The sequence below is a fragment of the Pseudomonas sp. S37 genome, from assembly GCF_016658545.1.
Lineage (GTDB): Bacteria > Pseudomonadota > Gammaproteobacteria > Pseudomonadales > Pseudomonadaceae > Aquipseudomonas.
Genome location: NZ_JACVZC010000042.1, coordinates 22,751 through 44,983 on the forward strand (window position 1 = coordinate 22,751; position 22,233 = coordinate 44,983).

At 62.7% G+C, this 22,233-nt stretch carries 21 protein-coding genes; 12 read left to right on the forward strand and 9 right to left on the reverse strand.

The genetic code is table 11. The features are described from left to right. The first annotated feature begins 8 nt into the window (after window positions 1-8). Entirely contained in the window at window positions 9-269 is a 261-nt protein-coding gene (locus tag IAE39_RS14915) for a DUF3077 domain-containing protein (RefSeq protein WP_201203624.1), read from the forward strand. A 139-nt stretch (window positions 270-408) separates the two neighbouring features. Here IAE39_RS14915 and IAE39_RS14920 read toward each other — a convergent pair whose 3' ends face one another. Beyond that, entirely contained in the window at window positions 409-1,014 is a 606-nt protein-coding gene (locus tag IAE39_RS14920; protein ID WP_236548596.1) for a hypothetical protein, read from the reverse strand. A 390-nt stretch (window positions 1,015-1,404) separates the two neighbouring features. Next, window positions 1,405-2,805 (reverse strand): PAAR domain-containing protein, encoded by a 1,401-nt coding sequence (locus tag IAE39_RS14925; protein WP_236548600.1) that lies wholly within the window; start codon window positions 2,803-2,805, stop codon window positions 1,405-1,407. A gap of 402 nt (window positions 2,806-3,207) precedes the next feature. Here IAE39_RS14925 and ycaC point away from each other — a divergent pair, with 402 nt between their 5' ends. The 4 genes from ycaC (at window position 3,208) to IAE39_RS14945 (ending at window position 8,017) form a co-directional block, all read left to right on the forward strand. Further along, entirely contained in the window at window positions 3,208-3,837 is a 630-nt protein-coding gene (gene ycaC, locus IAE39_RS14930; protein WP_201199382.1) for an isochorismate family cysteine hydrolase YcaC, read from the forward strand. Window positions 3,838-4,046: 209 nt separating this feature from the next. Next, the gene (locus tag IAE39_RS14935) at window positions 4,047-5,699 is read left to right on the forward strand and encodes an acyl-CoA dehydrogenase family protein (RefSeq protein ID WP_201203632.1); all 1,653 of its coding nucleotides are present in this window, start codon (window positions 4,047-4,049) and stop codon (window positions 5,697-5,699) included. Between the two features lie 215 nt (window positions 5,700-5,914). Beyond that, a complete protein-coding gene (gene amn, locus IAE39_RS14940) occupies window positions 5,915-7,378 on the forward strand; it encodes an AMP nucleosidase (protein WP_201203633.1) in 1,464 nt (487 codons plus the stop codon). Window positions 7,379-7,384: 6 nt separating this feature from the next. Continuing rightward, the gene (locus tag IAE39_RS14945) at window positions 7,385-8,017 is read left to right on the forward strand and encodes a pseudouridine synthase (protein WP_236548597.1); all 633 of its coding nucleotides are present in this window, start codon (window positions 7,385-7,387) and stop codon (window positions 8,015-8,017) included. Between the two features lie 102 nt (window positions 8,018-8,119). On the opposite strand, the gene IAE39_RS14950 is transcribed toward IAE39_RS14945, so the two are convergent. Both IAE39_RS14950 and IAE39_RS14955 read right to left on the reverse strand, forming a co-directional pair. Further along, the gene (locus IAE39_RS14950) at window positions 8,120-8,323 is read right to left on the reverse strand and encodes a DUF2788 domain-containing protein (RefSeq protein ID WP_003249787.1); all 204 of its coding nucleotides are present in this window, start codon (window positions 8,321-8,323) and stop codon (window positions 8,120-8,122) included. Window positions 8,324-8,377: 54 nt separating this feature from the next. Further along, window positions 8,378-8,854 carry an Lrp/AsnC family transcriptional regulator gene (locus IAE39_RS14955; protein WP_125462492.1) on the reverse strand — a complete coding sequence of 159 codons (477 nt, stop codon included), beginning with the start codon at window positions 8,852-8,854 and terminating at the stop codon, window positions 8,378-8,380. 394 nt (window positions 8,855-9,248) lie between these two features. Here IAE39_RS14955 and IAE39_RS14960 point away from each other — a divergent pair, with 394 nt between their 5' ends. Then, the gene (locus IAE39_RS14960) at window positions 9,249-10,085 is read left to right on the forward strand and encodes a DUF6515 family protein (protein ID WP_201203634.1); all 837 of its coding nucleotides are present in this window, start codon (window positions 9,249-9,251) and stop codon (window positions 10,083-10,085) included. A gap of 156 nt (window positions 10,086-10,241) precedes the next feature. Here the strand turns inward: IAE39_RS14960 and IAE39_RS14965 are convergent, their stop codons facing one another. After that, window positions 10,242-11,114, reverse strand: a complete 873-nt coding sequence (locus tag IAE39_RS14965) for a cation diffusion facilitator family transporter (RefSeq protein ID WP_236548599.1) — start codon at window positions 11,112-11,114, stop codon at window positions 10,242-10,244. Between the two features lie 22 nt (window positions 11,115-11,136). Then, window positions 11,137-11,556 (reverse strand): polyribonucleotide nucleotidyltransferase, encoded by a 420-nt coding sequence (locus IAE39_RS14970; RefSeq protein ID WP_201203635.1) that lies wholly within the window; start codon window positions 11,554-11,556, stop codon window positions 11,137-11,139. 116 nt (window positions 11,557-11,672) lie between these two features. Between IAE39_RS14970 and hrpB the strand changes: the two genes are divergently transcribed. Then, on the forward strand, window positions 11,673-14,201 hold the full coding sequence (gene hrpB, locus IAE39_RS14975) for an ATP-dependent helicase HrpB (protein ID WP_201203641.1): 2,529 nt from the start codon (window positions 11,673-11,675) through the stop codon (window positions 14,199-14,201). A gap of 53 nt (window positions 14,202-14,254) precedes the next feature. On the opposite strand, the gene IAE39_RS14980 is transcribed toward hrpB, so the two are convergent. After that, window positions 14,255-14,911, reverse strand: coding sequence for a YciC family protein (locus IAE39_RS14980; RefSeq protein ID WP_201203642.1), 657 nt, complete (start codon window positions 14,909-14,911; stop codon window positions 14,255-14,257). Between the two features lie 167 nt (window positions 14,912-15,078). On the opposite strand from IAE39_RS14980, the gene IAE39_RS14985 reads away from it, so the two are divergent. From IAE39_RS14985 to IAE39_RS15005, 5 genes are all read left to right on the forward strand, one after another. Beyond that, a complete protein-coding gene (locus tag IAE39_RS14985) occupies window positions 15,079-15,849 on the forward strand; it encodes a DUF2076 domain-containing protein (RefSeq protein WP_201203643.1) in 771 nt (256 codons plus the stop codon). Window positions 15,850-16,012: 163 nt separating this feature from the next. Then, the gene (locus IAE39_RS14990) at window positions 16,013-16,492 is read left to right on the forward strand and encodes a LabA-like NYN domain-containing protein (protein ID WP_028699930.1); all 480 of its coding nucleotides are present in this window, start codon (window positions 16,013-16,015) and stop codon (window positions 16,490-16,492) included. Window positions 16,493-16,500: 8 nt separating this feature from the next. Continuing rightward, on the forward strand, window positions 16,501-17,106 hold the full coding sequence (locus IAE39_RS14995; RefSeq protein ID WP_201203644.1) for a 3'-5' exonuclease: 606 nt from the start codon (window positions 16,501-16,503) through the stop codon (window positions 17,104-17,106). Between the two features lie 248 nt (window positions 17,107-17,354). Next, window positions 17,355-18,275, forward strand: a complete 921-nt coding sequence (yedA, locus tag IAE39_RS15000) for a drug/metabolite exporter YedA (protein WP_201203645.1) — start codon at window positions 17,355-17,357, stop codon at window positions 18,273-18,275. 55 nt (window positions 18,276-18,330) lie between these two features. Then, window positions 18,331-19,662 (forward strand): DEAD/DEAH box helicase, encoded by a 1,332-nt coding sequence (locus tag IAE39_RS15005; protein WP_201203647.1) that lies wholly within the window; start codon window positions 18,331-18,333, stop codon window positions 19,660-19,662. Window positions 19,663-19,778: 116 nt separating this feature from the next. Here the strand turns inward: IAE39_RS15005 and IAE39_RS15010 are convergent, their stop codons facing one another. Next, window positions 19,779-21,020 carry a TIGR03862 family flavoprotein gene (locus tag IAE39_RS15010; protein ID WP_201203654.1) on the reverse strand — a complete coding sequence of 414 codons (1,242 nt, stop codon included), beginning with the start codon at window positions 21,018-21,020 and terminating at the stop codon, window positions 19,779-19,781. Window positions 21,021-21,168: 148 nt separating this feature from the next. Then, window positions 21,169-22,083: a histone deacetylase family protein gene (locus IAE39_RS15015; protein ID WP_201203656.1), complete on the reverse strand. Its 915-nt coding sequence runs from the start codon at window positions 22,081-22,083 to the stop codon at window positions 21,169-21,171. Window positions 22,084-22,233: the final 150 nt, after the last annotated feature.

The following is a 22,233-nucleotide window of genomic DNA, read 5'->3' on the forward strand; positions in this document are numbered from 1 at the left end:
GAAAACCCATGACCGACGAAACCAAAACCACCCCCGGCGTCACCTACTTCTTCCAGGGCGAAGGCCAAACCCACCCACTGTTCCGCATCGCCGAGGGCATCCCCTGCCGCAGCGCCCGCGAGCAGGCCTCTGAACTGATGGGCTATGCGCGCGACCTGTCGCTGACCGGTTTGATGGATGGCGACCAGCAGATGATGTGGGCATCGCATTACTTCGCAGCCATGGCCAAGGCGCTGCTGGATGATGCCGAGTTGGGTTTGATGCGCTGACTTTTGTATTGACTGGGCCGGCCCTTTCGCGGCTAAAGCCGCTCCTACAGGGATTGCGTATGGCTCTGGCCTTGCGCAACTCCTGTGGGAATGGCTTCATCCAGGGCAGGTTCCAGTAGGCAAGGCTTGGCTGAACGAGTTACTCCGTGAATGGTGCGTAAGCTGACAGGAATCCGAAGAGCGCGGCCATAGGCATCCAGCAAGCAATTAACCAGATAACATTTGTCCAAGTGATTTGTGAGTTTTTCAGTCCACACGCATCTCCTTCGAAAACATTGACTGCCTGCTGAACTTGTATAACGGCTACCACAAAAAATGTGATGTAGATGAGCATCAGCATAATCGGGGCCATAATCAAGATCGAGAGCGGCATGTTGGCAAGAATGGATTCGGTAAGTGAGAACTCCCAGAGCATTAGCAATAGTGGAGGGATGCAATACATCAGGGTGACACCGAGGGCGGTACCTTCTATCGGGCGGTTCGTTTGGTGGCATCGATCGACAATTTTTTTCATCAAGAAAAATATTGTGAAAGCGCCGAATATTGTACAAAGCAGCGGGATGAGTCTGAGGCCATGCTGACCTCTGATGAGTAACCAGTGTCGATAGTTCCAGTAATAGAGGTACAGGCCCATTGATAAGGAAGCCATGATTATTAGTTTTGAAATGGAAATCACATAGAGTTGTATGTTTTTGGAGTGCGAGGTGGTTAGCGATTCCGGATGGTGCTTCTGGTCTGAGCTCATATGGTAGTTTCTCATTTTATCAGCTTCATTAGGTAGTATATCGCTACCCATACAATGCCAATGGTATTTAGCGAAGATGCAATAAGTATTTTTCTTCTTAAATTCCTAGGGAATTGTAAATGGTCTTGCTCATCCAATAGCCCACTGCGAATGCTTGAGGTGGGGGAGCCAATGGCGCCAGCGATTACAGAAATAACTAGAATCCTAGAACCTATTTTCTTCTCTCCCCACATGCTGGTCGCAAATGGAAGGCAAGCGCTCCGTTGGAGCGCTGAGGTCATTTCTTTATATTGGCGAGAGCAGGCGATGTGAAGGTCAGAAACAAGCCCGATTAACGCGAGGAATATAGGAGTGCCCAACAGAAATAGTCTTAGTTTTACGTCAAGTTGGTCAATCATCTCCAAAGACCTCGAAGACTAATTCGCCGAACTCCTCGCCAGCCTCCATGCCACCAATGCTACCGGTCAAAGCGCCTCCACCGGTGATTACTACTCCGCATGCTAGGGCGTAGGGGCCGGCTCTCCAGCAAATCTTCGCAGAGATTTCGCCTGCAAGCTTTCCTGCCAGCCAGCCACCAGCTAAGCCACCGGAGAAATTACCTGCCTCGGTAACGCTGACTTTTTTACAGGCATTTGTGTTGCCCTCTTTGCATACCTCAGAAATCTTTAGTGCTGATCCGCCCCCGCCAATAGCAACGCTAATATGTCCTCCGGTTTTTAAATATTTGGCCATCTTGGCCAGCTTATCCAAATGTGTCGAGTAGCCAGGGATGTGTGTCGGTCCTCCAGCCTTACTCCAGTGATGCACCAAGCTTCTCGATGAGGTTCCCAAGTCCCGACGCAGGCTCTCATAGTTTCCGAGATTGAGTCGCTTGTTCAGAACGGTCGCTTTCAGACTTGAGCTCAATTGCTTAAATAGTTTTTGACGCTCTGCAAAAAAATCAGGGTGCCGAAGATGCCCGTGTTTGATGAATTGATTTTTATGCAGGTCCTCAATTTTTCGCAATATCTCGCTGAGTTCATCAAGCGACTTGCCAACCATCGCCTCGCTGACCCCCATCGCCAGGCTCACATCACTGAGCAACCCGGCGATCTCGGCCTGATGGCGCATCATGAATTCGGCTTCCTCTGGCGTCAGTTCCGCTAACGCTTCCCTAGCCTGTTTCGCCGCACTCATCGCATAAAGCTCTTCCTGAGTACACACCGGCCGCCGCAAACCATCACCAATGACAAAGATCTCGCCCGCCTTGAACCCACGCTGATGCGTCGGGTTCAGCCGCTCCAGAATTGATCGAGGCATATTGGCCTGCGGCGCGCCCAGTTCTGCCAGTACTTCCTGATACGACATGCAACGTGGAACGATGTAGAACCCAGGCTCCATGCCTTGTGGAGTAGGCGAAGGCTGAGCCACTTCTGGCTGATAGGTACTTCTGATTGGGCTACTCGCCTGAGCCTGCGCGGGTGCCTGACGAACAGGCTCAGCTGCCGGTGCCCTGTGCGATGCCGGTGTTGCAGACCCACCCGCAACCACGCGATTGCTGCCCTGTGGGCACCCGCATTGCACCAGTGCGCCGTCCAGAGCCGTGGGAATGCCATCCTGCCGCCAGCGGACTTCGCCCTCGACGATGGTGCCTGCTTGTCCACATAGCGGGCACGGCGTGGTCGGGTCGCCTTGCAGCAGCCAGTTGCGGCCATGCACACGGCCCCTGGCCTGGCTGGCAATGCAGATGGCGCCTGTGGTGGTTTGGTCGCCGTCCAGGCCTTGGTATCGGCCAAAGATGTTCATGCGCATGCTCATGGCTCGCCTCTTTTTTCAAGGTGGGAGCCAGGAACCTAGCAGGCTGTGGGCAGGTATTTTCGGGGTGGGGAGTCTTTAGGAAGGGTCCTACAAGGAATAGGGATTTGGACTACATGTTTGTTCTGGCAATGATGGCCTCTTCGCGGGTAAACCCGCTCCTACAGTGTTCAGCGCAGTGCCCAAGACTTGCGCAGTCCCTTGTAGGAGCGGGTTTATCGAGGCGTCGAACCGCCGCGAAAGGGCCAGTGCAGCCAATACAAATCCATCGTTCATAAAACAGAACGCTAAAGCCAAAAACCACTATCTACCGCTCCAAAGGTGATGGTTTTAATCTTCTCCCATCAACGCGAAACACCCAACTTACTGAAAAGATCAAAACCCTTAGGAGCACAGACCATGAGCAAATTCACCTACAACCGCCTGAACAAAGACGACGCCGCCGTACTGCTGGTCGACCACCAGGCTGGCCTGCTGTCGCTGGTGCGTGACATCGAGCCGGACAAGTTCAAGAACAACGTGCTGGCCCTGGCTGACCTGGCCAAGTTCTTCAACCTGCCGACCATCCTCACCACCAGCTTCGAACAAGGCCCCAATGGCCCGCTGGTACCCGAGCTGAAGGAGCTGTTCCCGGACGCGCCGTACATCGCCCGCCCAGGCCAGATCAATGCCTGGGACAACGAAGACTTCGTCAAGGCGGTGAAGGCGACTGGCAAGAAGCAGCTGATCATTGCCGGTGTGGTGACCGAGGTTTGTGTGGCGTTTCCGGCGCTGTCGGCTTTGGAGGAAGAGTTTGAGGTGTTCGTGGTGACTGATGCTTCCGGCACCTTTAACGAAATGACCCGTGATGCGGCGCATGACCGCATGAGCCAGGCAGGGGCGCAGATGATGACCTGGTTTGGGGTGGCCTGTGAGTTGCACCGTGACTGGCGTAATGATGTGGAAGGGCTGGCGGCGCTGTGCTCGAACCATATTCCGGATTATCGGAATCTGATGACCAGCTACAACGCGTTGACTGCCGGGAAGTAAGGCGGGGGATTGGGTCAGGGCTTGCAGGTGCTTGCCACGACAGATGCAGCGCCTGTGGCGAACACCTGCCAGCCCAGATGCAGGCGCAAGCCATGCATCTGCAACCCATGCCCCCACCACCACACCTTTAGTCACGAATGCCACTTTGCCAACCCCGCAGGCAGTGCTTCACTGGGTCTCTCAAGCCTACCCGGATCCAGGAGCCCCCGATGAACCTGCACCAGTACGCTGAAACCCACGAAGTCACCAACCAGCCGCCATCCCTCGACGGTGCCAACCTGTACCGCCTGGACCTGCCACTCCAGGAATGGTCGCGGCGTTTCGGCGCGGGCTGGGCCGAGTCGCGGATCGATGCCTACGGGGCCCTGGCCGGCGGCCCGCTGATGCAGGCAGGTTTCCTGGCCAACGCGCACAAACCCGAATTCAGCAGCCATGACCGCTATGGCCATCGCATCGACCTGGTCGAATTCCACCCGGCCTACCACGAACTGATGCGCACCGCCGTCGAACACGGCCTGCCGTCGCTGCCCTGGGCCGAACCCCGCCCCGGCGCACATGTGGCGCGGGCTTCGATGACCTACCTGCACAGCCAGGCCGAGGCCGGTACCGGCTGCCCGCTGACCATGACCTTCGCCGCCGTGCCGGCGCTGCGCCTGCAACCCGAACTGGCCGAATACTGGCTGCCGAAGATCCTCGCCTGCGAATACGACCCGCGCAACGTCGGCGATCGGCACAAGGCCGGGGTCACCCTGGGCATGGCCATGACCGAAAAGCAGGGCGGCACCGATGTGCGCGCCAACACTACCCGGGCCTACCCGGTCGGGGCGCCGGGGCCCGGCCAGGCCTATGAGCTGGTTGGCCACAAGTGGTTTTGCTCGGCGCCCATGTGCGATGCCTTCCTGACCCTGGCGCAGACCGAAAAGGGGCTGAGCTGCTTCCTGCTGCCGCGCCACCGCCCGGACGACAACCGCAACCAGTTCTATATCCAGCGCCTGAAGAACAAGCTGGGCAACAGCTCCAACGCTTCCAGCGAAGTCGAGTTCCGTGGCGCGCTGGCCTGGATGATCGGTGAGGAAGGGCGCGGCGTGCCGACCATCATCGAGATGGTGGCCATGACCCGCTTCGACTGCATGGTGGGCTCAAGTGCGCTGATGCGCCAGGCCCTGACCCAGGCTACCCACCACTGCGCGTACCGCAAGGTCGGTGGGCGGGTGCTGAACGAGCAGCCGTTGATGCAGAACGTGCTGGCCGACCTGGCGCTGGAAAGCGAGGCCGCGCTGGCCCTGAGCCTGCGCATGGGGCAAGCGCTGGAGCAGCTCGACGACCCGCAACAGGCGCACTTCGCCCGGCTGGTCACGGCGGTAGGTAAATACTGGATCTGCAAACGTGCGCCGGCCATGATCAACGAAGCCGCCGAGTGCCTGGGCGGTGCAGGCTACGTGGAGGACAGTATCCTGCCAAGGCTGTACCGCGAAGCGCCGGTCAACTCGACCTGGGAGGGCTCGGGCAATGTGCAGTGCCTGGATGTGCTAAGGGCCTTGTCCAAGGAGCCGGGGGTACTTGATGCCTTGTTCGCCGAGCTGGGCGATGGGCATGGCGACCCGCGGTTGGCGGCGCATATCGGCAACCTCAAGGGGGCGTTTGCCGATACTGGCGACATGCAGTACCGCGCGCGGCAACTGACCGAGGATATTGCCCTGGCATTGCAGGCCAAGCTGTTGCTGGAGGCGGGGAATGCGTTGGTGAGTGATGCGTTCATTGGCAGCCGGCTGGCAGGGGGTGGCCGGGTGTATGGGGCGTTGCCGCGTGGTGTGGATGTGGAGGCATTGGTGGCAAGGGCGACGCCATCAGTGGACCTGTAGGAGCGGCCTTGTGTCGCGATCGGGCTGCGAAGCAGCCCCAGGGTATCAGCACAGCTGCACAAATTGCTGGGGCTGCTTCGCAGCCCGATCGCGACACAAGGCCGCTCCTACAGGGATCAGCGCTGGCCTGCTGATCAACACCGATCAATGGGGATGTAATTAGCCCAGAAGGCAGGCAAGATGGTTCACATGCATGTCCAGACAGGAAGCACAGTGTGAGCCACGCTTTTGTAGTCGTTGATACCCCCGAACAGGCCGTCGACCGTCTGGCGGCCCTGCATGAACAGGCCACCGGTGCCCTTAGCCAGGCCCTCAAGCGTTATCTGAAGGACCGTACCGAGCCCGATGCCGATGAGCGTGACCTGTTCCGCTACCCGGCATTGCGCCTGACCTACTACAGCCACGGTGAAGTGGCTGCCACCACCCGCGCCTATGCCAAGGTCCAGGTAGCCGGTACCTACAGCGTCACCGTCACCCAGCCCGCCGCGTTCCGTGGCTACCTGCTGGAGCAACTGCGTCCGCTGATGCACGACTACACCGTCACGGTGGAGGTCGGCGTCAGCGAGCAGAACATCCCTTACCCCTACGTGGTCGACCAGGGTGACGAACTGGCCGGCAGCGGCATTACCGCCGCGCAACTGGCGCGGGTGTTCCCCAGCACCGACCTGTCGGCTGCCACCGACAACATTGCCGACGGCCTGTGCGACTGGGAACGTGCCGAGGTCCTGCCGCTGGCACTGTTCGATGCGGCGCGCGTCGATTTCTCGCTGCGCCGCCTGGTGCACTACACCGGCAGCGACTGGCGCCATGTGCAGCCGTGGATCCTGCTGACCAACTACCACCGCTATGTCGACCAGTTCATCAGCCATGGCCTGGAGCAACTGCGTGACGACCCGCGCTTCGTGCGCATGGTGCTGCCGGGCAACGTGGTGATCGAGAAGGGCATGGACCACGGTGAAACCCAGGCGCTGGTGGCCAGCGTGGTCTGGCACCGTTACCAGATGCCGGCCTATCACCTGATCGCCGGGGATGGCGACGGCGTTACCCTGGTCAATATCGGTGTCGGCCCGTCCAACGCCAAGAACATCACCGACCACCTGGCGGTGCTGCGCCCGCATTGCTGGTTGATGATCGGCCACTGCGGTGGCCTGCGCCAGTCGCAGACCATCGGCGACTACGTGCTGGCCCACGCTTACATGCGCCGGGATGGCATTCTCGACCGCGTCGTGCCGCCAAACATTCCGATCCCGGCCCTGGCCGAAGTGCAGCTGGCCCTGCAGGAGGCTGCCGCGCAAGTCACCGGTGAGCGTGGCGAGCAATTGAAGAAGCGCCTGCGCACCGGCACCGTGCTGACCTACGACGACCGCAACTGGGAGCTGCGCTGGGCTCAGGAGCGCCCGTTGATCAACCTGTCGCGCGCCGTGGCGGTGGACATGGAAAGCGGCACCATTGCCGCCCAGGGCTACCGTTTGCGGGTGCCGTACGGCACCTTGCTGTGTGTGTCCGACAAACCGCTGCACAGCGAGATCAAGCTGCCGGGTTCGGCCAACGCCTTCTACAACCGGGCGGTCAGCCAGCACCTGAAGATCGGCATTGCCGCCCTCGACCTGCTGCGTACCGAGCTCAACTCGCTGCACTCGCGTAAACTGCGCAGCTTCGATGAGCCGCCGTTCCGCTGAGGATCCATGTCACTGCCACCCCGTAACAAGCCGCGCCGCCCCCAGGCGCGGCCTGCCACCGGCCCACGTCGCCAGGCCAAGGCGCCGCCGGCCGAGCCACGCCTGATCCTGTTCAACAAACCGTTCGACGTGCTGACCCAGTTCAGCGATGGCGAAGGGCGGGCGACGCTCAAGGACTTCATCGACATCCCGGGCGTGTACCCGGCCGGGCGGCTGGACCGCGACAGTGAAGGCTTGCTGTTGCTGACCAACGATGGCGGGCTGCAAGCACGGATTGCCGACCCTAAGCACAAGCTGGCCAAGACCTATTGGGTGCAGGTGGAAGGTGAGCCGAGCGACGAGCAGTTGCAGCGTTTGCGCGATGGCGTGGAACTGAATGACGGGCCGACCTTGCCGGCCGAGGCGCGGCGCCTGGATGAGCCCGAGCTGTGGCCACGCAACCCGCCGGTGCGGTTTCGCAAGAGCGTGCCGACCAGTTGGCTGGAGCTGGTGATTCGTGAGGGGCGTAACCGCCAAGTGCGGCGGATGACGGCAGCGGTGGGGTTACCGACCTTGCGCCTAGTGCGGGTGCGGATTGGTGACTGGGCGCTGGAGGGGTTGGAGCAGGGGTGCTGGCGTGAAGTAACTCCACAACGCTAGGCCCATTCGCGGGTAAACCCGCTCCCACAGGTACTGCACTGTCCTTGAGTGCGGCGGGCTAACTGTGGGAGCGGGTTCACCCGCGAAGAGGCCTTGGAATTTTTAAACGCCCTCGAGAAACCCCACCACCACGCTCTTGATGATAAAGGCCAACACCCCAAGCCCCAGCACGAAGAACAGGATCAGCGTACCGAACTTGCCCGCCTTGGACTTTTTCGCCAGGTCCCAGACGATGAAACCCATGAAACCGATCAGTACGGTGACCAGGATGATCATCATCCACTCTTCGAATACGGCGGGATCCATCGGTGTTCTCCAGGCGGGTTGAGCGTTCGATTATACGTCTGCAGGCGCAGGCATTCAGCGCAGGTGGGTCAATGGCAGCTCGGTGCTGGCCAGGACCTGGTTGAGCACGAAGCTCGAACGCACACTGGTGACGCCGTCGATGCGGGTCAGGCTGCCTAGCAGCAGTTTCTGGTAGTGGTCCATGTCCGGTACCACCACTTTCAGCTGGTAGTCGGCATCCATACCCGTGACCAGGCTGCACTCGAGCACCTGTGGCAGGTTGCGGATGGCCGCTTCGAAGGTTTCAAAGCGTTCCGGGGTATGACGGTCCATGCCGATCAGTACGTAGGCGGTCAGGCTCAGGCCCAGCTTCTTGCGGTCGAGCAGGGCAACCTGGCGCGAGATGTAGCCATCGTCTTCCAGTTGCTTGACCCGACGCGAGCATGGCGAAGGCGACAGGCCGATGCGTTCGGCCAGTTCCTGGTTGGAAATGCGCGCATCGCGCTGCAGTTCGGCGAGAATGCTCAGGTCGTAGCGGTCAAGTTTGCTCATGGCATTTGCCTTTTCTGTTCATATTGCTGCGAATTATCAATCCAGGGTGAAAAATTGCGCAAGTGCTATTTATCCGAGCAATCTTCGCAATCCTCTGTCGCAACCTGTCCGGTATCTTTATCAACAGAATCACTGCCCGGACATCAGTCCACGGCGACGCGCCCTAGGCGGGCGGTCGCGGCCAGCCATCCAACAGGATCAGCAGGCCCCCGGGCTACACAGCTTCCAGAAGACGCTGTGAGGTGAGCCGGCGCCACAAGTGCCGAGCACGGACGACAATTCCTGAAGGGAGGCCCTGTGGCCTCCCTTTTTTCATGACCGGAATTTTAATTGGCCTGCGTGACGGGCGCGGTAGACTGGTTGCAGGTGCAGTTTTTCTACCGAGAGGAATACCATGAAGTCGCGCATCTGGCAGTTGGCAGGTGTTGGTTTGCTGGGTTTGAGCATCAGTTTCGGAGCCATGGCCGAAGGGCCGGGTGAGGGGCACGGTGAACACGGTCAGCAGGTGCAAGGTGAGGGTGGGCCCGGTCGCTCGCTCAACTCGCGCGACGAAGTGCGCCAGACCCAGCCGCCGCGCCAAGGCTATTACCAGGATATTCCCCAGCGTCACGGCGACAACCGCCATTGGCAAGCTGGCGGGCCGGGGCAACGCCCCGGGGGTGACTGGCAGGGGCGCCCGGATGGCCATGGCAATGGTTGGGGCCCCGGGCCGCAGTATCGCCCCGGGCACACCATCGATCATTTCCCCGATCGCTACTGGAAGGTGCCTTATCGCGGCAATGATTACTTCTATTCTGGCGGCTACTGGTACCGCCCGCATGGCGGCAGTTACATCGTGGTGACCCCGCCTTATGGCGTGCGGGTCAACTATCTGCCGTCTTATGCACAGGAAGTGTGGCTGGGTGGGGCGCTGTTCTTCCTCGTGGCTGATACCTATTACCAGTACCTGGCCGACAGCCAGGAGTATGTGGTGGTCAACCCGCCGGTCGGTGTGCCGGCGCCAGCGCCGGTGGCGCCATCAAATGGTGGTTATGACGTGGTGGCGTACCCGATGCATGGCCAGGGCCAGGAGCAGCAGGAGCAGGACCGCTACCAGTGCCACCGCTGGGCGGTGAGCCAGTCGGGGTTTGACCCGGCGACGGCGACATACGCGCCGCCGGCCAATGTGCTCAGCATTTACCAGCGGGCGCTGGGGGCTTGTTTCAGTGGGCGGGGGTACAGCATCAACTGAGGCCTGCGCGAAACCCTGTAGGAGCGGCCTTGTGTCGCGAAAGGGCCGCAAAGCGGCCCCAGATTTCAGCTTTAGTTCAAATATTGCTGGGGCTGCTTCGCAGCCCTTTCGCGACACAAGGCCGCTCCTACAGCGATCGTGTGTGGCTTGAGAGATTCATACCGGGTCGGCATGCACCATCACATCGGCCTGCGGATAACGCTGGCGGATCACGCGCGAGGCCTCTACGCACAGCCCATGCGCCTGATCCAGCGGCAACTGCCCCGGCAACTCCAGATGCAACTGCACGAACCACTGGCTGCCCGACACCCGCGTACGCAGGTCATGCACGCCTTTTACCCCGGGAATGGCCAGTACCAGCGTGGCCATGTCCTCACCCACATCGCCAGGCAGTTCCTTGTCCATCAAAATGGCCGTACTTTCGCGGGCGATCTGCAACGCGCTCCACAGAATGTAAAAAGCGATGCCCAGGCCGAACAGCGCGTCCAGCTGCGGCCAGCCAAAGCGTGCCAGCAGCAGGGCCAGCAGGATGCTGCTGTTCAGCAGCAAGTCCGAGCGGTAGTGCAGGGAGTCGGCCCGCACCGCCGTGGAGCCGGTCAGGCGGATGACCTTGGACTGCAGCGCCAGCAAGGCGACGGTCAATACCAGCGAAAGGACCATTACCGCGATGCCGATGCCGGTATCACCCAGCGGTTGTGGCGTTTGCAGGCGTTCAACGGCCTGCACCCCGATCAGCACCGCGCTGACGCCGATGAACAGCGCCTGCGCCATGCCGGCCAGTGCTTCGGCCTTGCCATGGCCGAAGCGGTGGTCATCGTCGGCCGGGCGCAGGGCGTAGTGCACCGCCAGCAGGTTGAGGAACGAGGCCACGGCGTCCAGTGCCGAGTCGGTCAGCCCGGCCAGCAGGCTCACCGAGCCGCTCAGCCACCAGGCCAGCGCCTTGCTCAGCACCAGGATGCTGGCCACCGCCAGTGAGGCGCGGGTGGCCAGGCGCAGCAGGCGCTGGTGTTCAGCCGGGGTGGTGATCATCCGTGGTCTGTACCCTTGTGGCTCAGGCGGCCGGAACCAGGCCCAGGCTGGCCAGTTGCTCGATGCTGCCGCGGTGCTGGATCAGCCGCGGGTCGTCCAGCGGCAGGCGCTGGCCCAGTTCGCTTTCGAGAATGGCCTGCAGTTTCAGGTTGTCGACCTTGCCATCAGGGCTGACAGCGTCCTGCAGTTTGGCCGGGTCGACCTGGGCGGTGTGGCCACCCGGGTAGTAGATGGCGCCGGTGGCAAAGTCGATGCCGAAAGCGATCAGCCCGGGGATCACGTAGAACAGGATGCCGATAGCGTCCATTGCGGCAACCACGGGGTCGATCTTGCCGCCAATCTGGCCGCGCCGGTCCGGGTAGAAAATGGTGCCGCAGGCGGTCAGCTGGGTCAGCAGGGTGACGATGATAGCGCCACCGATGACGCGGGTTGGGATGCGCATGTAAATCTCCGAGAAGGTATTCAGCAGGGCAAGCGAAGCGCCTGCACCTGATGCTAAGACCATGATAGAGCAGGCTGGGTTCGCCGTTATACTCGCCAGACTGTTCGAGGACCACCATGATTTCATTACCCATTGATGCAGTTTTGCCCGCTTTGCGCCAGGCCCTGGCAAACCGTGACGAAGCGGTGCTCGAGGCGCCGCCCGGCGCGGGCAAGACCACCCGCGTGCCGCTGGCGCTGCTGCACGAGCCGTGGCTGGCCGGGCAGACCATCCTGATGCTCGAACCCCGGCGCCTGGCGGCGCGTGCAGCGGCCGAACGGCTGGCCAGCGAACTGGGTGAGAAGGTCGGGGAAACGGTGGGTTACCGCATTCGGCTGGACAGCAAGGTCGGGCCGAAAACCCGTATCGAGGTGGTCACCGAAGGTATCCTTACCCGTCGCCTGCAGGCGGACCCGGCGCTGGAAGGCGTGGGTTTGCTGATTTTCGATGAGTATCACGAGCGTAGCCTGGATGCCGACCTGGCCTTGGCGCTGAGCCTCAATGGCCGCGAATTGCTGCGTGACGACCCGCCACTGAAAATTCTGCTGATGTCTGCCACGCTGGAGGGTGAGCGCCTGTCGCGGCTGCTGGACGACGCCCCGGTGGTCAGCAGCGAGGGCCGCATGCACCCGGTGGATATCCACTGGGGGCGGCCTTTCCAGCCTGGCGAGTTCATCGAACCGCGGGTGGTGGACAGCGTGTTGCAGGCGCTGGCCGACCAGTCCGGCAGTGTGCTGGTGTTCCTGCCCGGGCAGGCCGAGATCCGCCGGGTGCACCAGAGCCTGCAGGAGGCCTTGGGCGAACGCCCCGAGATTCTGCTGTGCCCGCTGCATGGCGAGCTTGACCTCAAAGCCCAGCGCGCCGCCATCGACCCACCGGGCAAAGGCCTGCGCAAAGTGGTGCTGGCGACCAACATCGCCGAAACCAGCCTGACCATCGATGGCGTGCGCGTGGTGATCGATGCCGGCCTGGCCCGGGTGCCGCGCTTCGACCCGGGCAGCGGCATGACCCGCCTGGACACTCAGCGTATTTCCCGCGCCAGTGCCACCCAGCGTGCTGGCCGCGCCGGCCGCCTGGAACCGGGCGTGTGCTACCGGCTGTGGTCCGAGGCGCAGCATGACCAGTTGGCTGCTCACGGTAGTGCCGAAATCCTTCAGGCCGACCTGGCCGGGCTGGCCCTTCAACTGGCGCGTTGGGGCGTTACCCCCGGGCAATTGCGCTGGCTTGACCAGCCACCGACTGCGGCCTTCGCCCAGGCCCAGGAACTGCTGGCGCGGCTTAATGCCTTCAAGCCCGGCAGCCGTGACAACCTCAGTGAGCATGGCCAGACCATGGCCGAACTGCCGGCGCATCCACGTATCGCGCATTTGTTGCTACGCGGGCAGGACCTGGGCCTGGCGCAGATGGCTTGTGATGTCGCCGCACTGCTGGGCGAGCGGGATATTCAGCGTGGCGGTGGTGCTGACTTGCACAGCCGGTTGGCGTTGGTGAGCGGCGAAAGCAAGGCGGCACGAGGTGGGCAGGGCGGCGTACAGCGGGCCCGGCAACTGTCTCGCCAGTACCGTGGCCTGCTGCGTGGCAAGGCCACGGCAGCGGTCACCGACCCTGATCACCCGCGTTGGCTGGGCGCACTGCTGGCGCTGGCCTATCCTGACCGCGTTGCCCAGCAGCGCCGCGAGGGTGGGGCGGAGTACCGGCTGGCCAACGGCCGTGCGGCACTGTTTGCCGAGGTCGACGCGCTGATGAAGTGCACGTGGTTGGTGATCGCTGACTTGGGCAGCCGCCAAGGGCAGCGTGAGGAACGTATCTACCTGGCAGCCGAATTCGATTCGACCTTGCTTGATGGCGTGCTGGCGGAGCAGGTCGAGCGGGTTGATATCCTCGATTGGGATGAACGCGAGCAGGTGCTGCGCGCCGAGCGTCAGGTCAAGGTTGGCGAACTGGTGCTTAGCCGCGAGCCGCTGCCTGGTCTGGATGATGACGCCAAGGCTCGGGCACTGCTTGGCCTGGTTCGGCGCAAAGGCCTGAGCTTGCTGACCTGGACGCCGGAACTCCGCCAGTGGCAGGCACGCGTGGCGCTGTTGCGGCAACTTGACCTGGCCAAGGAGGGCCACAGCGAGTGGCCCGATCTGGGCGACGAGGCGTTGCTCGCCAGCCTGGAAGACTGGTTGCAGCCTTATCTGGGCAAAGTGTCGCGCCTCAGCCATTTCGCCGCATTGGACCTGTCGTCGATGCTGCGCAACCTGTTGCCTTGGCCATTGCCGCAGCGCCTGGAGGAACAGGCCCCCGCGCACCTGACGGTGCCGTCCGGCTCGAACATTCGCCTGGACTACAGCGAGAACCCGCCAATTCTCGCTGTGCGCCTGCAAGAACTGTTTGGTCTTGCCGATACCCCGCGCATCGCCAATGGCCGCCAGCAGGTCAAGCTGCACCTGCTATCACCGGCACGCCGCCCGGTGCAGGTGACACAGGATCTGGCCAACTTCTGGCGTACCACCTATGCCGAGGTAAAGAAGGACCTGAAAGGGCGCTATCCGAAACACTACTGGCCCGAAGACCCGCTGGTGGCTGAAGCCACCGCGCGGGCCAAGCCTCGCGGGACCTGAGGGGCGCCGCAGGGGCCGCTCAGGCAACTGGGTTGAGCAGAAAGGTTGTGGCCTCAGGCGCCGGCCTCACCTTCCAGCAACATGAACAGGCGGTACAGCACCACGGTGCTGAACAGTTGCAGGAAGCCGCTGAGGCTGTCCATGGCCAGCTCCATGCCGGGGGAAGGCTCGGGGAAGGCCATCAGCAGCAGCCCGTCGATCAGCCAGATCGGCGCCAGCACCGCGACCACGCAGAACATGATGCGCATGAAATGCCCGGTGGTCATGCTGGCGCTTTCACGCATGGCCAGCATCACCGGCCGGCCGCGCAATACCAGCAGGTACTCGGCGAACACCAGGTTGATCATGATCCACACGCCCGGGAAGATGAACAACGCCAGGCCGGCCATGATCAGCAAGGAGCTGATCAGGATCAGCAAAGCCAATTGTGGCCACAGTTGCAGGGCGCGGGCGAACAGGTCGCGCTTGGCGATGTCCTGGCCCTTGCTGCGGGTGTCGAGGTAGAGAATCAGCGCGGCGCTGTACAGCGGGTAGAACAGCAGGCTGACCAGCATGCCGTAGGCGGGGGATGCCTGGTCGCCCAGCTGGCGGTACAGCAACTGGGTGAGCAAGGCCTCTGCCACCACCAGCGGCAGGCACAACGGGAGGATGTTCGGCAGGTGGCGGCGGAAGAAGTACAGGGAGTCGCGCAGGACGCTCAGCGGATTCATCGGGCTACATCGCATGGCAGTAAAAACAAGGGCATCACTTTAGCCCAAAGTGGACCCGCGGCTGTCACTTGCTGAAAAAAGTTTCACCGCGCCAATGATTGAATCCCACGCCGTAACGCCCCATCTTTGACGCTGTCCGTTGTCCTGCTACCCCACGAGGTCGCCCCATGAACACTGAAGAACAAACCCTGATCGACGGCCTGTTCGGCCGCATCAAGCAAGCCGAAGACCCAAGCCAGCCGCGTGACCCGCAGGCCCAGGCCTGCATTGAGCAACACCTGCGCCAGCAGCCGGCTGCGCCTTACTACATGGCCCAGGCAATCCTGGTGCAGGAGGCCGCGATCAAGCGCCTCGACGAACAAAACAAACAGCTGGAAGCCGAGCTGCAGCAGGCCCGTGCCCAGGCTCAGGCCGCCCAGGCAGCACAAGCCGCCAACAACGCGCCGAGCAATGGCGGGGGTGGTTTCCTGTCCAGCATCTTTGGTTCGGGTGGGCGCAATGCGGCCCCGGCGGTGCAGCCGCAGCGGCCTTCGGCTGCCCCTGTAGCGTCTGGTGGTGGCTGGCGTGAGCCGTCGGCACCGGGCTTCTCCCAACCGCAAGCGCAGCCGCAGGCAGGGTTTGGCGCCGCGCCAGCACGCGGTGGTGCCAGCAGTTTCCTCGGTGGGGCGATGCAGACTGCAGCGGGTGTGGCGGGTGGCGTGTTGCTGGCGCAGGGTATCAGCAGCCTGTTCAACCACAACTCGCAGCCTGAAGAGGTGGTGGAGGTGATCAAGGAAGAGCCGACACCGGCCAGCGACAGCGGCGGCTGGAACGACCAAGGCGCGCAGCAGCAAGTGGCTGACAATGGTGGTTGGGGCGGTGACCAGGGTGGTTACGCCGACACTGATTATGGCAGCGACGATGGCGGGTTCTTCTCGGACGACGATTCGTACGTCTGACAGGTCTGGCATACTGCTGGCATTTCTGGGGGCGCTGTGCGCCCCTTTCGCGACGCAAGGCCGCTCCTACATGGGTACGCAATCCCCTGTAGGAGCGGCCTTGCGTCGCGAAAGGGCTGCAAAGCAGCCCCCAGCACTCCCAGCCCAGACACGAGGTTCCCAGGTGAAAAAGATCGCGCTGTTCGCCGATGTGCAGAACCTCTACTACACCGTGCGCCAAGCCCACGGCTGCCATTTCAACTACACCGCCCTGTGGTCCGACGTCAGCCGTGAAGGCCAGATCGTCGAGGCCGTTGCCTACGCCATTGACCGGGGCGACAGCAAGCAACAGCAGTTTCAGCAGATCTTGCGCAACCTCGGTTTCGACGTGCGCCTCAAACCGTTCATCCAGCGCAGCGACGGCTCGGCCAAAGGTGACTGGGATGTAGGCATTACCCTGGATGTGATCGACGCAGCCAGCCGGGTCGACCAGGTGGTGCTGGCTTCCGGTGATGGCGATTTCGACCTGCTGCTGGAGCGGGTGATCCAGCGCCATGGCACTGAAGCCGTGGTGTATGGTGTGCCCGGGCTGACGGCCCTGTCGCTGATCCGCGCCGCCACCCGCTATGTGCCCATCGAGGGTAAGCTGTTGCTCAAGCACTGAGGTTTTTCGTGGAACGTATCGCTGTCATCGACTTTGAAACCACCGGCATTTCCCCTGGTACCGGCTGCCGGGCCACCGAGGTAGCGGTGGTGATGCTGGAAGGCGGGCGCATCGTCGAGCGCTACCAGAGCCTGATGAACGCTGGTGTACCGGTGCCGGCGTTCGTTGCCGGCCTGACCGGCATTACCACCGCCATGCTGCGCAGCGCGCCGCCGGTGGACAAGGTGATGAACGAAGTGGCCGAGTTTGTCGGCAGCACCCCGCTGCTGGCACACAATGCCGCTTTCGACCAGAAGTTCTGGGACTACGAACTGAGCCGCATTGGCCGTAGCCGCAGCCAGTCGTTTGCCTGTTCGCTGCTGTTGTCGCGGCGCTTGCTGCCGGGGGCGCCGAACCACAAGTTGGGCACCCTGACCCGCTGGGCGGGGCTACCGGATACCGGTACGGCGCACCGGGCCATGGCGGATGCCGAAATGGCGGCAAACCTGTTGCAACACCTGGCTGGCGTGTTGCGCCAGGACCATGGGGTGCAACAGCTTTCGCATGCGCTGTTGTGCCGGTTGCAGAAAACCCCGGCGGCGAAGGTTCGCGAGGCATTGGCGAGGTTTTGTTGAGGGCTGACAAGCATTCGGTTTGAGGGTTGTGGCACCTGTGCCGGCCTCTTCGCGGGTAAACCCGCTCCTACAATGTTGCGCGGTCTTTGTAGGAGCGGGTTTACCCGCGAAGAGGCCATCACATGCAACACAACCCAAAGCCGAACGCACCAAAAGTGTGCCGCTCATTTCGCACGATTTTGTAACTTATGTTTACCCAGGCAGGCCCTTAAACTGAATCACCCGTAAACGGATTTCGAGTTTTCCCCATGCCTGCCTCCCGTCGCTTTCCCTTGTTGCTGATCGGCGCCTTTCTGGCCCTTTACCTGGTCTGGGGCTCCACCTATCTGTTCATCCGTATTGGTGTCGAAAGCTGGCCGCCGATGCTCATGGCCGGGGTGCGTTTCCTGATTGCCGGTGGCCTGCTGTACGGCTTTCTGCGCTGGCGTGGTGCGCCGGCGCCGACCTGGCCGCAATGGCGGGCGGCAGGGGCGATTGGCTTCTTGCTGCTCAGCTGCGGCAACGGTGGCGTGACCGTTGCCGAGCATGCCGGCGTGGCGTCGGGCGTGGCGGCATTGGCGGTAGCCACGGTGCCGCTGTTCACCTTGCTGTTCGGCCTGTTGTTCGGGCACCGCAACTCGAAGTTGGAGTGGGCAGGCATTGCCCTCGGGCTGGTGGGTATCGGCCTGCTGAACCTGGGCTCCAACCTGCAGGCCAGCCCGGTTGGTGCAGCGCTGATCATATTTGCGGCGGCGTCGTGGGCGTTCGGCTCCGTGTGGAGCAAGAGCTTGCCGCTGCCGCAGGGGCCGATGGCCAGCGCGGCCGAAATGCTGGTCGGTGGCGCGGTACTATTGCTGGGCAGTGTGCTGTCGGGCGAACGCATGACGCAAATGCCGACCGCTGCCGGGTGGGGCGCGTTGGCCTACCTGGTGTTCTTCGGCTCGATCCTGGCCTTCAGTGCCTACATGTACCTGCTTAAGCACGTGCGCCCGGCTGCTGCCACCAGCTATGCCTACGTCAACCCGGCGGTGGCGGTGCTGCTGGGTATCGTATTTGCCGGTGAACAGATCGGTGCCGAAGAGTGCGTGGCGATGGCGGTGATCATTGGCGCCGTGGTGCTGATCGGCCTGCCGCAGTGGCGCAAGGCACCCCAGCCCACGCAGCCGTTGAAAGGCGAAATCTGCAAGTAGGCAGGGGCGATGCGGTAAACTTGCCGCCTTCGCTGAACCCCCTGACGGTATTGCCATGAATTTCGCCAAACTCGGCCTGATCGAACCGCTGCTGCGCACCCTGCAGCAGCTGGACTACACCACCCCGACCCCGGTGCAGGCCAAGGCCATCCCCGCCGTGCTGGCCGGCCGCGACCTGATGGCCGCTGCCCAGACCGGCACTGGCAAGACCGCAGGCTTTGCCCTGCCCGTGCTGCAGCGCCTCGCGCTGGAAGGCGAAAAGGTGGCCAGCAACTCGATCCGTGCGCTGGTGCTGGTGCCCACCCGCGAGCTGGCCGAGCAGGTGCACAACAACGTGCGCGAGTATGCAGAGAACCTGCCGCTGAGCACCTATGCGGTGTACGGTGGGGTCAGCATCAACCCGCAGATGATGCGCCTGCGCCGTGGCGTCGACCTGCTGGTGGCAACCCCCGGCCGCCTGCTCGACCTGTTCCGGCAGAACGCGGTGAAGTTCAACCAGGTGCAGACCCTGGTGCTGGACGAAGCTGACCGCATGCTCGACCTGGGTTTTGCCGAAGAGCTGCAGTCGGTGTACGCCGCGCTGCCACGCAAGCGCCAGACCCTGCTGTTTTCCGCAACCTTCTCCGAGCAGATCCGCCTGTTGGCAGGGTTGGCACTGAACGACCCGCTGAGCATCGAAGTCAGCCCGCGCAATGCCACGGCCAGCAGCGTCAAGCAGTGGCTGGTGCCTGTGGATAAAAAACGCAAGGAAGACCTGTTCTGCCACCTGATGCGCAAGCAGCGCTGGAAGCAGGTACTGGTGTTCGCCAAGACCCGTAATGGTGTCGACCAGCTGGTAGAGCGCTTGCTGGCCGAAGGCGTGAATGCCGACGGCATCCACGGTGACCGCCCGCAGGCCACCCGCCAGCGCGCGCTGGACAGCTTCAAGGCCCGTGAGATCCAGGTGCTGGTAGCTACCGATGTGGCGGCCCGTGGCCTGGACATCGATGACCTGCCCTTGGTGGTCAACCTCGACCTGCCAATCGTTGCCGAGGATTATGTGCACCGTATCGGTCGTACCGGGCGAGCGGGTAACAAGGGCGAGGCAATTTCGCTGGTGTGCGCGGATGAAGTGCAGTTGCTGTCGGCGATTGAAGTGCTGACCCGGCAGACCTTGCCGCGCCATGAAGAGCCGGACTTCATCCCTGACCACCGGGTGCCGATGACCGATGCCAGTGGCCAGGTGGTCAAGAAGCCGAAGAAGCCCAAGAAGCCGAAAGAGAACAGCGCCAAGCGTGGTTTGGGGCGCTGGATGGATAGCACTGAGGCGGGTAATGCGGAGCCTGCGGTGAAGGCGGTGCGCAAGGTGCCTAGCTTCAATGGTGGGCCGCGCAAGCGTAAGCCGTAGACTCGCGGCCTACGCGGGCCCTGTGGGAGCGGGTTTACCCGCGAAGAAGGCGACGCGGTGCATGGCACGGGCTTCGCCCGTGTTCGCGGGTAAACCCGCTCCTACAGGGAGCGGTGTCAGCCCTGGGATTTGAGCCATTCTGCAGCCGCCCGCCCGGCGCGCAGCCCGCTGGCAAAGCACGCCGTCAGCAGGTAACCCCCGGTCGGCGCCTCCCAGTCCAGCATCTCGCCGGCACAGAACACCCCCGGCATACCCTTGACCATCAGCCCCGCATCCAGGCCTTCGAAGCGCACCCCGCCGGCACTGCTGATCGCTTCATCCAGTGGCCGCGTGCGCAGCAGTGTGATCGGCAGCGCCTTGATCGCCCGCGCCAGCGCATCAGGGTCGGCAAAGGTCGCCTGATCGGTCAGCTCGCGCAGCAGCGCGGCCTTGACCCCATCAATCCCCAACTGGCTGTGCAGGTGCTTGGCCATGGAGCGCGAACCACGCGGCCTGGCCAGGGCTTTGGCAATCTTGTCCACAGGCTTGTCCGGCAGCAGGTCGAGCAACAGCACACCACGGCCTTCGCGGTTGATGGCTTCACGCACGGGCGCCGACAAGGCATACACCAGGCTGCCCTCCACACCTTGCGCCGTGAGGATGAACTCGCCCTTGCGCGGCGCGCTGCCGGGCACGGAGAGGGCAATGTTCTTCAGCGGTGCCCCGGCGAATTTGTCCTTGAGCAGCGCGCTCCAGCCTGCCACTTCGAAACCACAGTTGCTTGGCTGCAGCGGTGAGATATCCACAGCCCGTTCGGCCAGCAGCGCTTGCCAGCTGCCGTCGGAACCCAGGCGCGCCCAGCTGCCGCCACCCAGTGCCAGCACCACCACGGCTGCGTTAACCGCGCGTTCGCCCTGTGGATAAGCGATCCGCAAGGCGCCATCGGCGTTCCAGCCCAACCAGCGATGACGGGTGTGGATAACTACGCCACTGTCACGCAGGCGCTTGAGCCAGGCGCGCAGCAGTGGCGCGGATTTCATGTCGGTGGGAAACACCCGGCCCGAGGTGCCGACGAAGGTTTCGATGCCCAACCCGTGAATCCATTGGCGCAAGGCGTCGGCGTCGAAGTCGCGCAGCAGGGCGTCGATTTCCTTCTGGCGCTCGGCATAGCGGGTGGTGAACGCCGGGTAGGGTTCGGAATGGGTGATGTTCATGCCGCCGACACCCGCCAGCAGGAACTTGCGCCCCACCGATGGCATGGCATCGAACACCTCCACCGCCAGGCCCGCCTGGGCCAGGGCTTCGGCGGCCATCAGGCCGGCGGGGCCGCCACCGATTACGACGGCGAGGGGAGGTGCGGTAGGGTTCAGATCGGGCATGGTCGGCAGCGGGCTGTGGAAAAGATGCGCATTCTAGCGCAGCGCTGCCCATGGAAGCACTGATCAAAAATCGATCAATGCTCTGCAGGCCTTGTCGGCTAAGGGCTACAGCGTCTTTCCCGCAGGTTATCCACAAGCGGTTCCACAGTCATTGTGAACAACCGATGACACGTGCCGCGCTGTGGTGAAGGATGCCGTGGCGTTTGGCCAAGGCTACACGGTCCTTGCTGTAGCCGCCGCCGATCACGCCCATCACCGGGATATCGCGGCCCAGGCAGTGGCGCAGCACGGCCTCGTCACGGGCGGCCACGCCGGCGTCGCTCAATTGCAAGTAGCCCAGGGCATCATCCTTGTGCACATCGACACCGGCGTCATACAGCACGAGGTCGGGCTGGTACAGCGGCAGCAGGTAGTTGAGGGTGTCATCCACCACCTTCAGGTAGGCGTGGTCGCCCATGCCACGGGGCAGCGGGATGTCCCAGTCGCTGTGGGCCTTGCGCGCGGGGAAGTTTTGCTCGCAGTGCAGTGAAACGGTGATGGCCTCCGGCGTGTCGTGAAGGATGCGAGCGGTGCCGTCGCCCTGGTGCACGTCGCAGTCGAAGATCAGCACCCGGTGTACCCGCCCGGCCTCCAGCAGGTAGTGGCTGATCACGGCCAGGTCGTTGAAGATGCAGAAGCCGGCGGGGTGGTCGTAATGGGCGTGGTGGGTGCCGCCGGCCAGGTGGCAGGCGATGCCATGCTGCAGGGCCATTTCGGCGGTGAGCAGCGAGCCACCGACTGCACGCACGGTGCGCCGGGCCAGCGCTTCGCTCCAGGGCAGGCCAAGGCGGCGCTGGTCCTCGCGTGACAGCGCGCCGTTCATGTAGCGCTCGATATAGCCACGGTCGTGGGCCAGGGCGAGGATGTCGTTGGGGCAGATTTCCGGGCGCAGCAGGGCCTGGTCGGTGGTCAGGCCGCTATCGATCAGGTGGTCGTGCAGCAGGCGGAACTTGTCCATCGGGAAGCGGTGTTCGGCGGGGAACTCCGGGCTGTAGTCTTCGTGGTAGATCAGCGGCAACGGCATGGGTGGGAGTCGCAGTCAGGGCCAGTGGTGATCTTGCCATGGTGGGGGGCTGCATTGGCAGCAACTGTCTTGCAAAAGTCTTCTGGCCAACACTGGCACTTGTAGGAGCGGCCTTGCGTCGCGATGGGCTGCGCAGCAGCCCCAGGATTT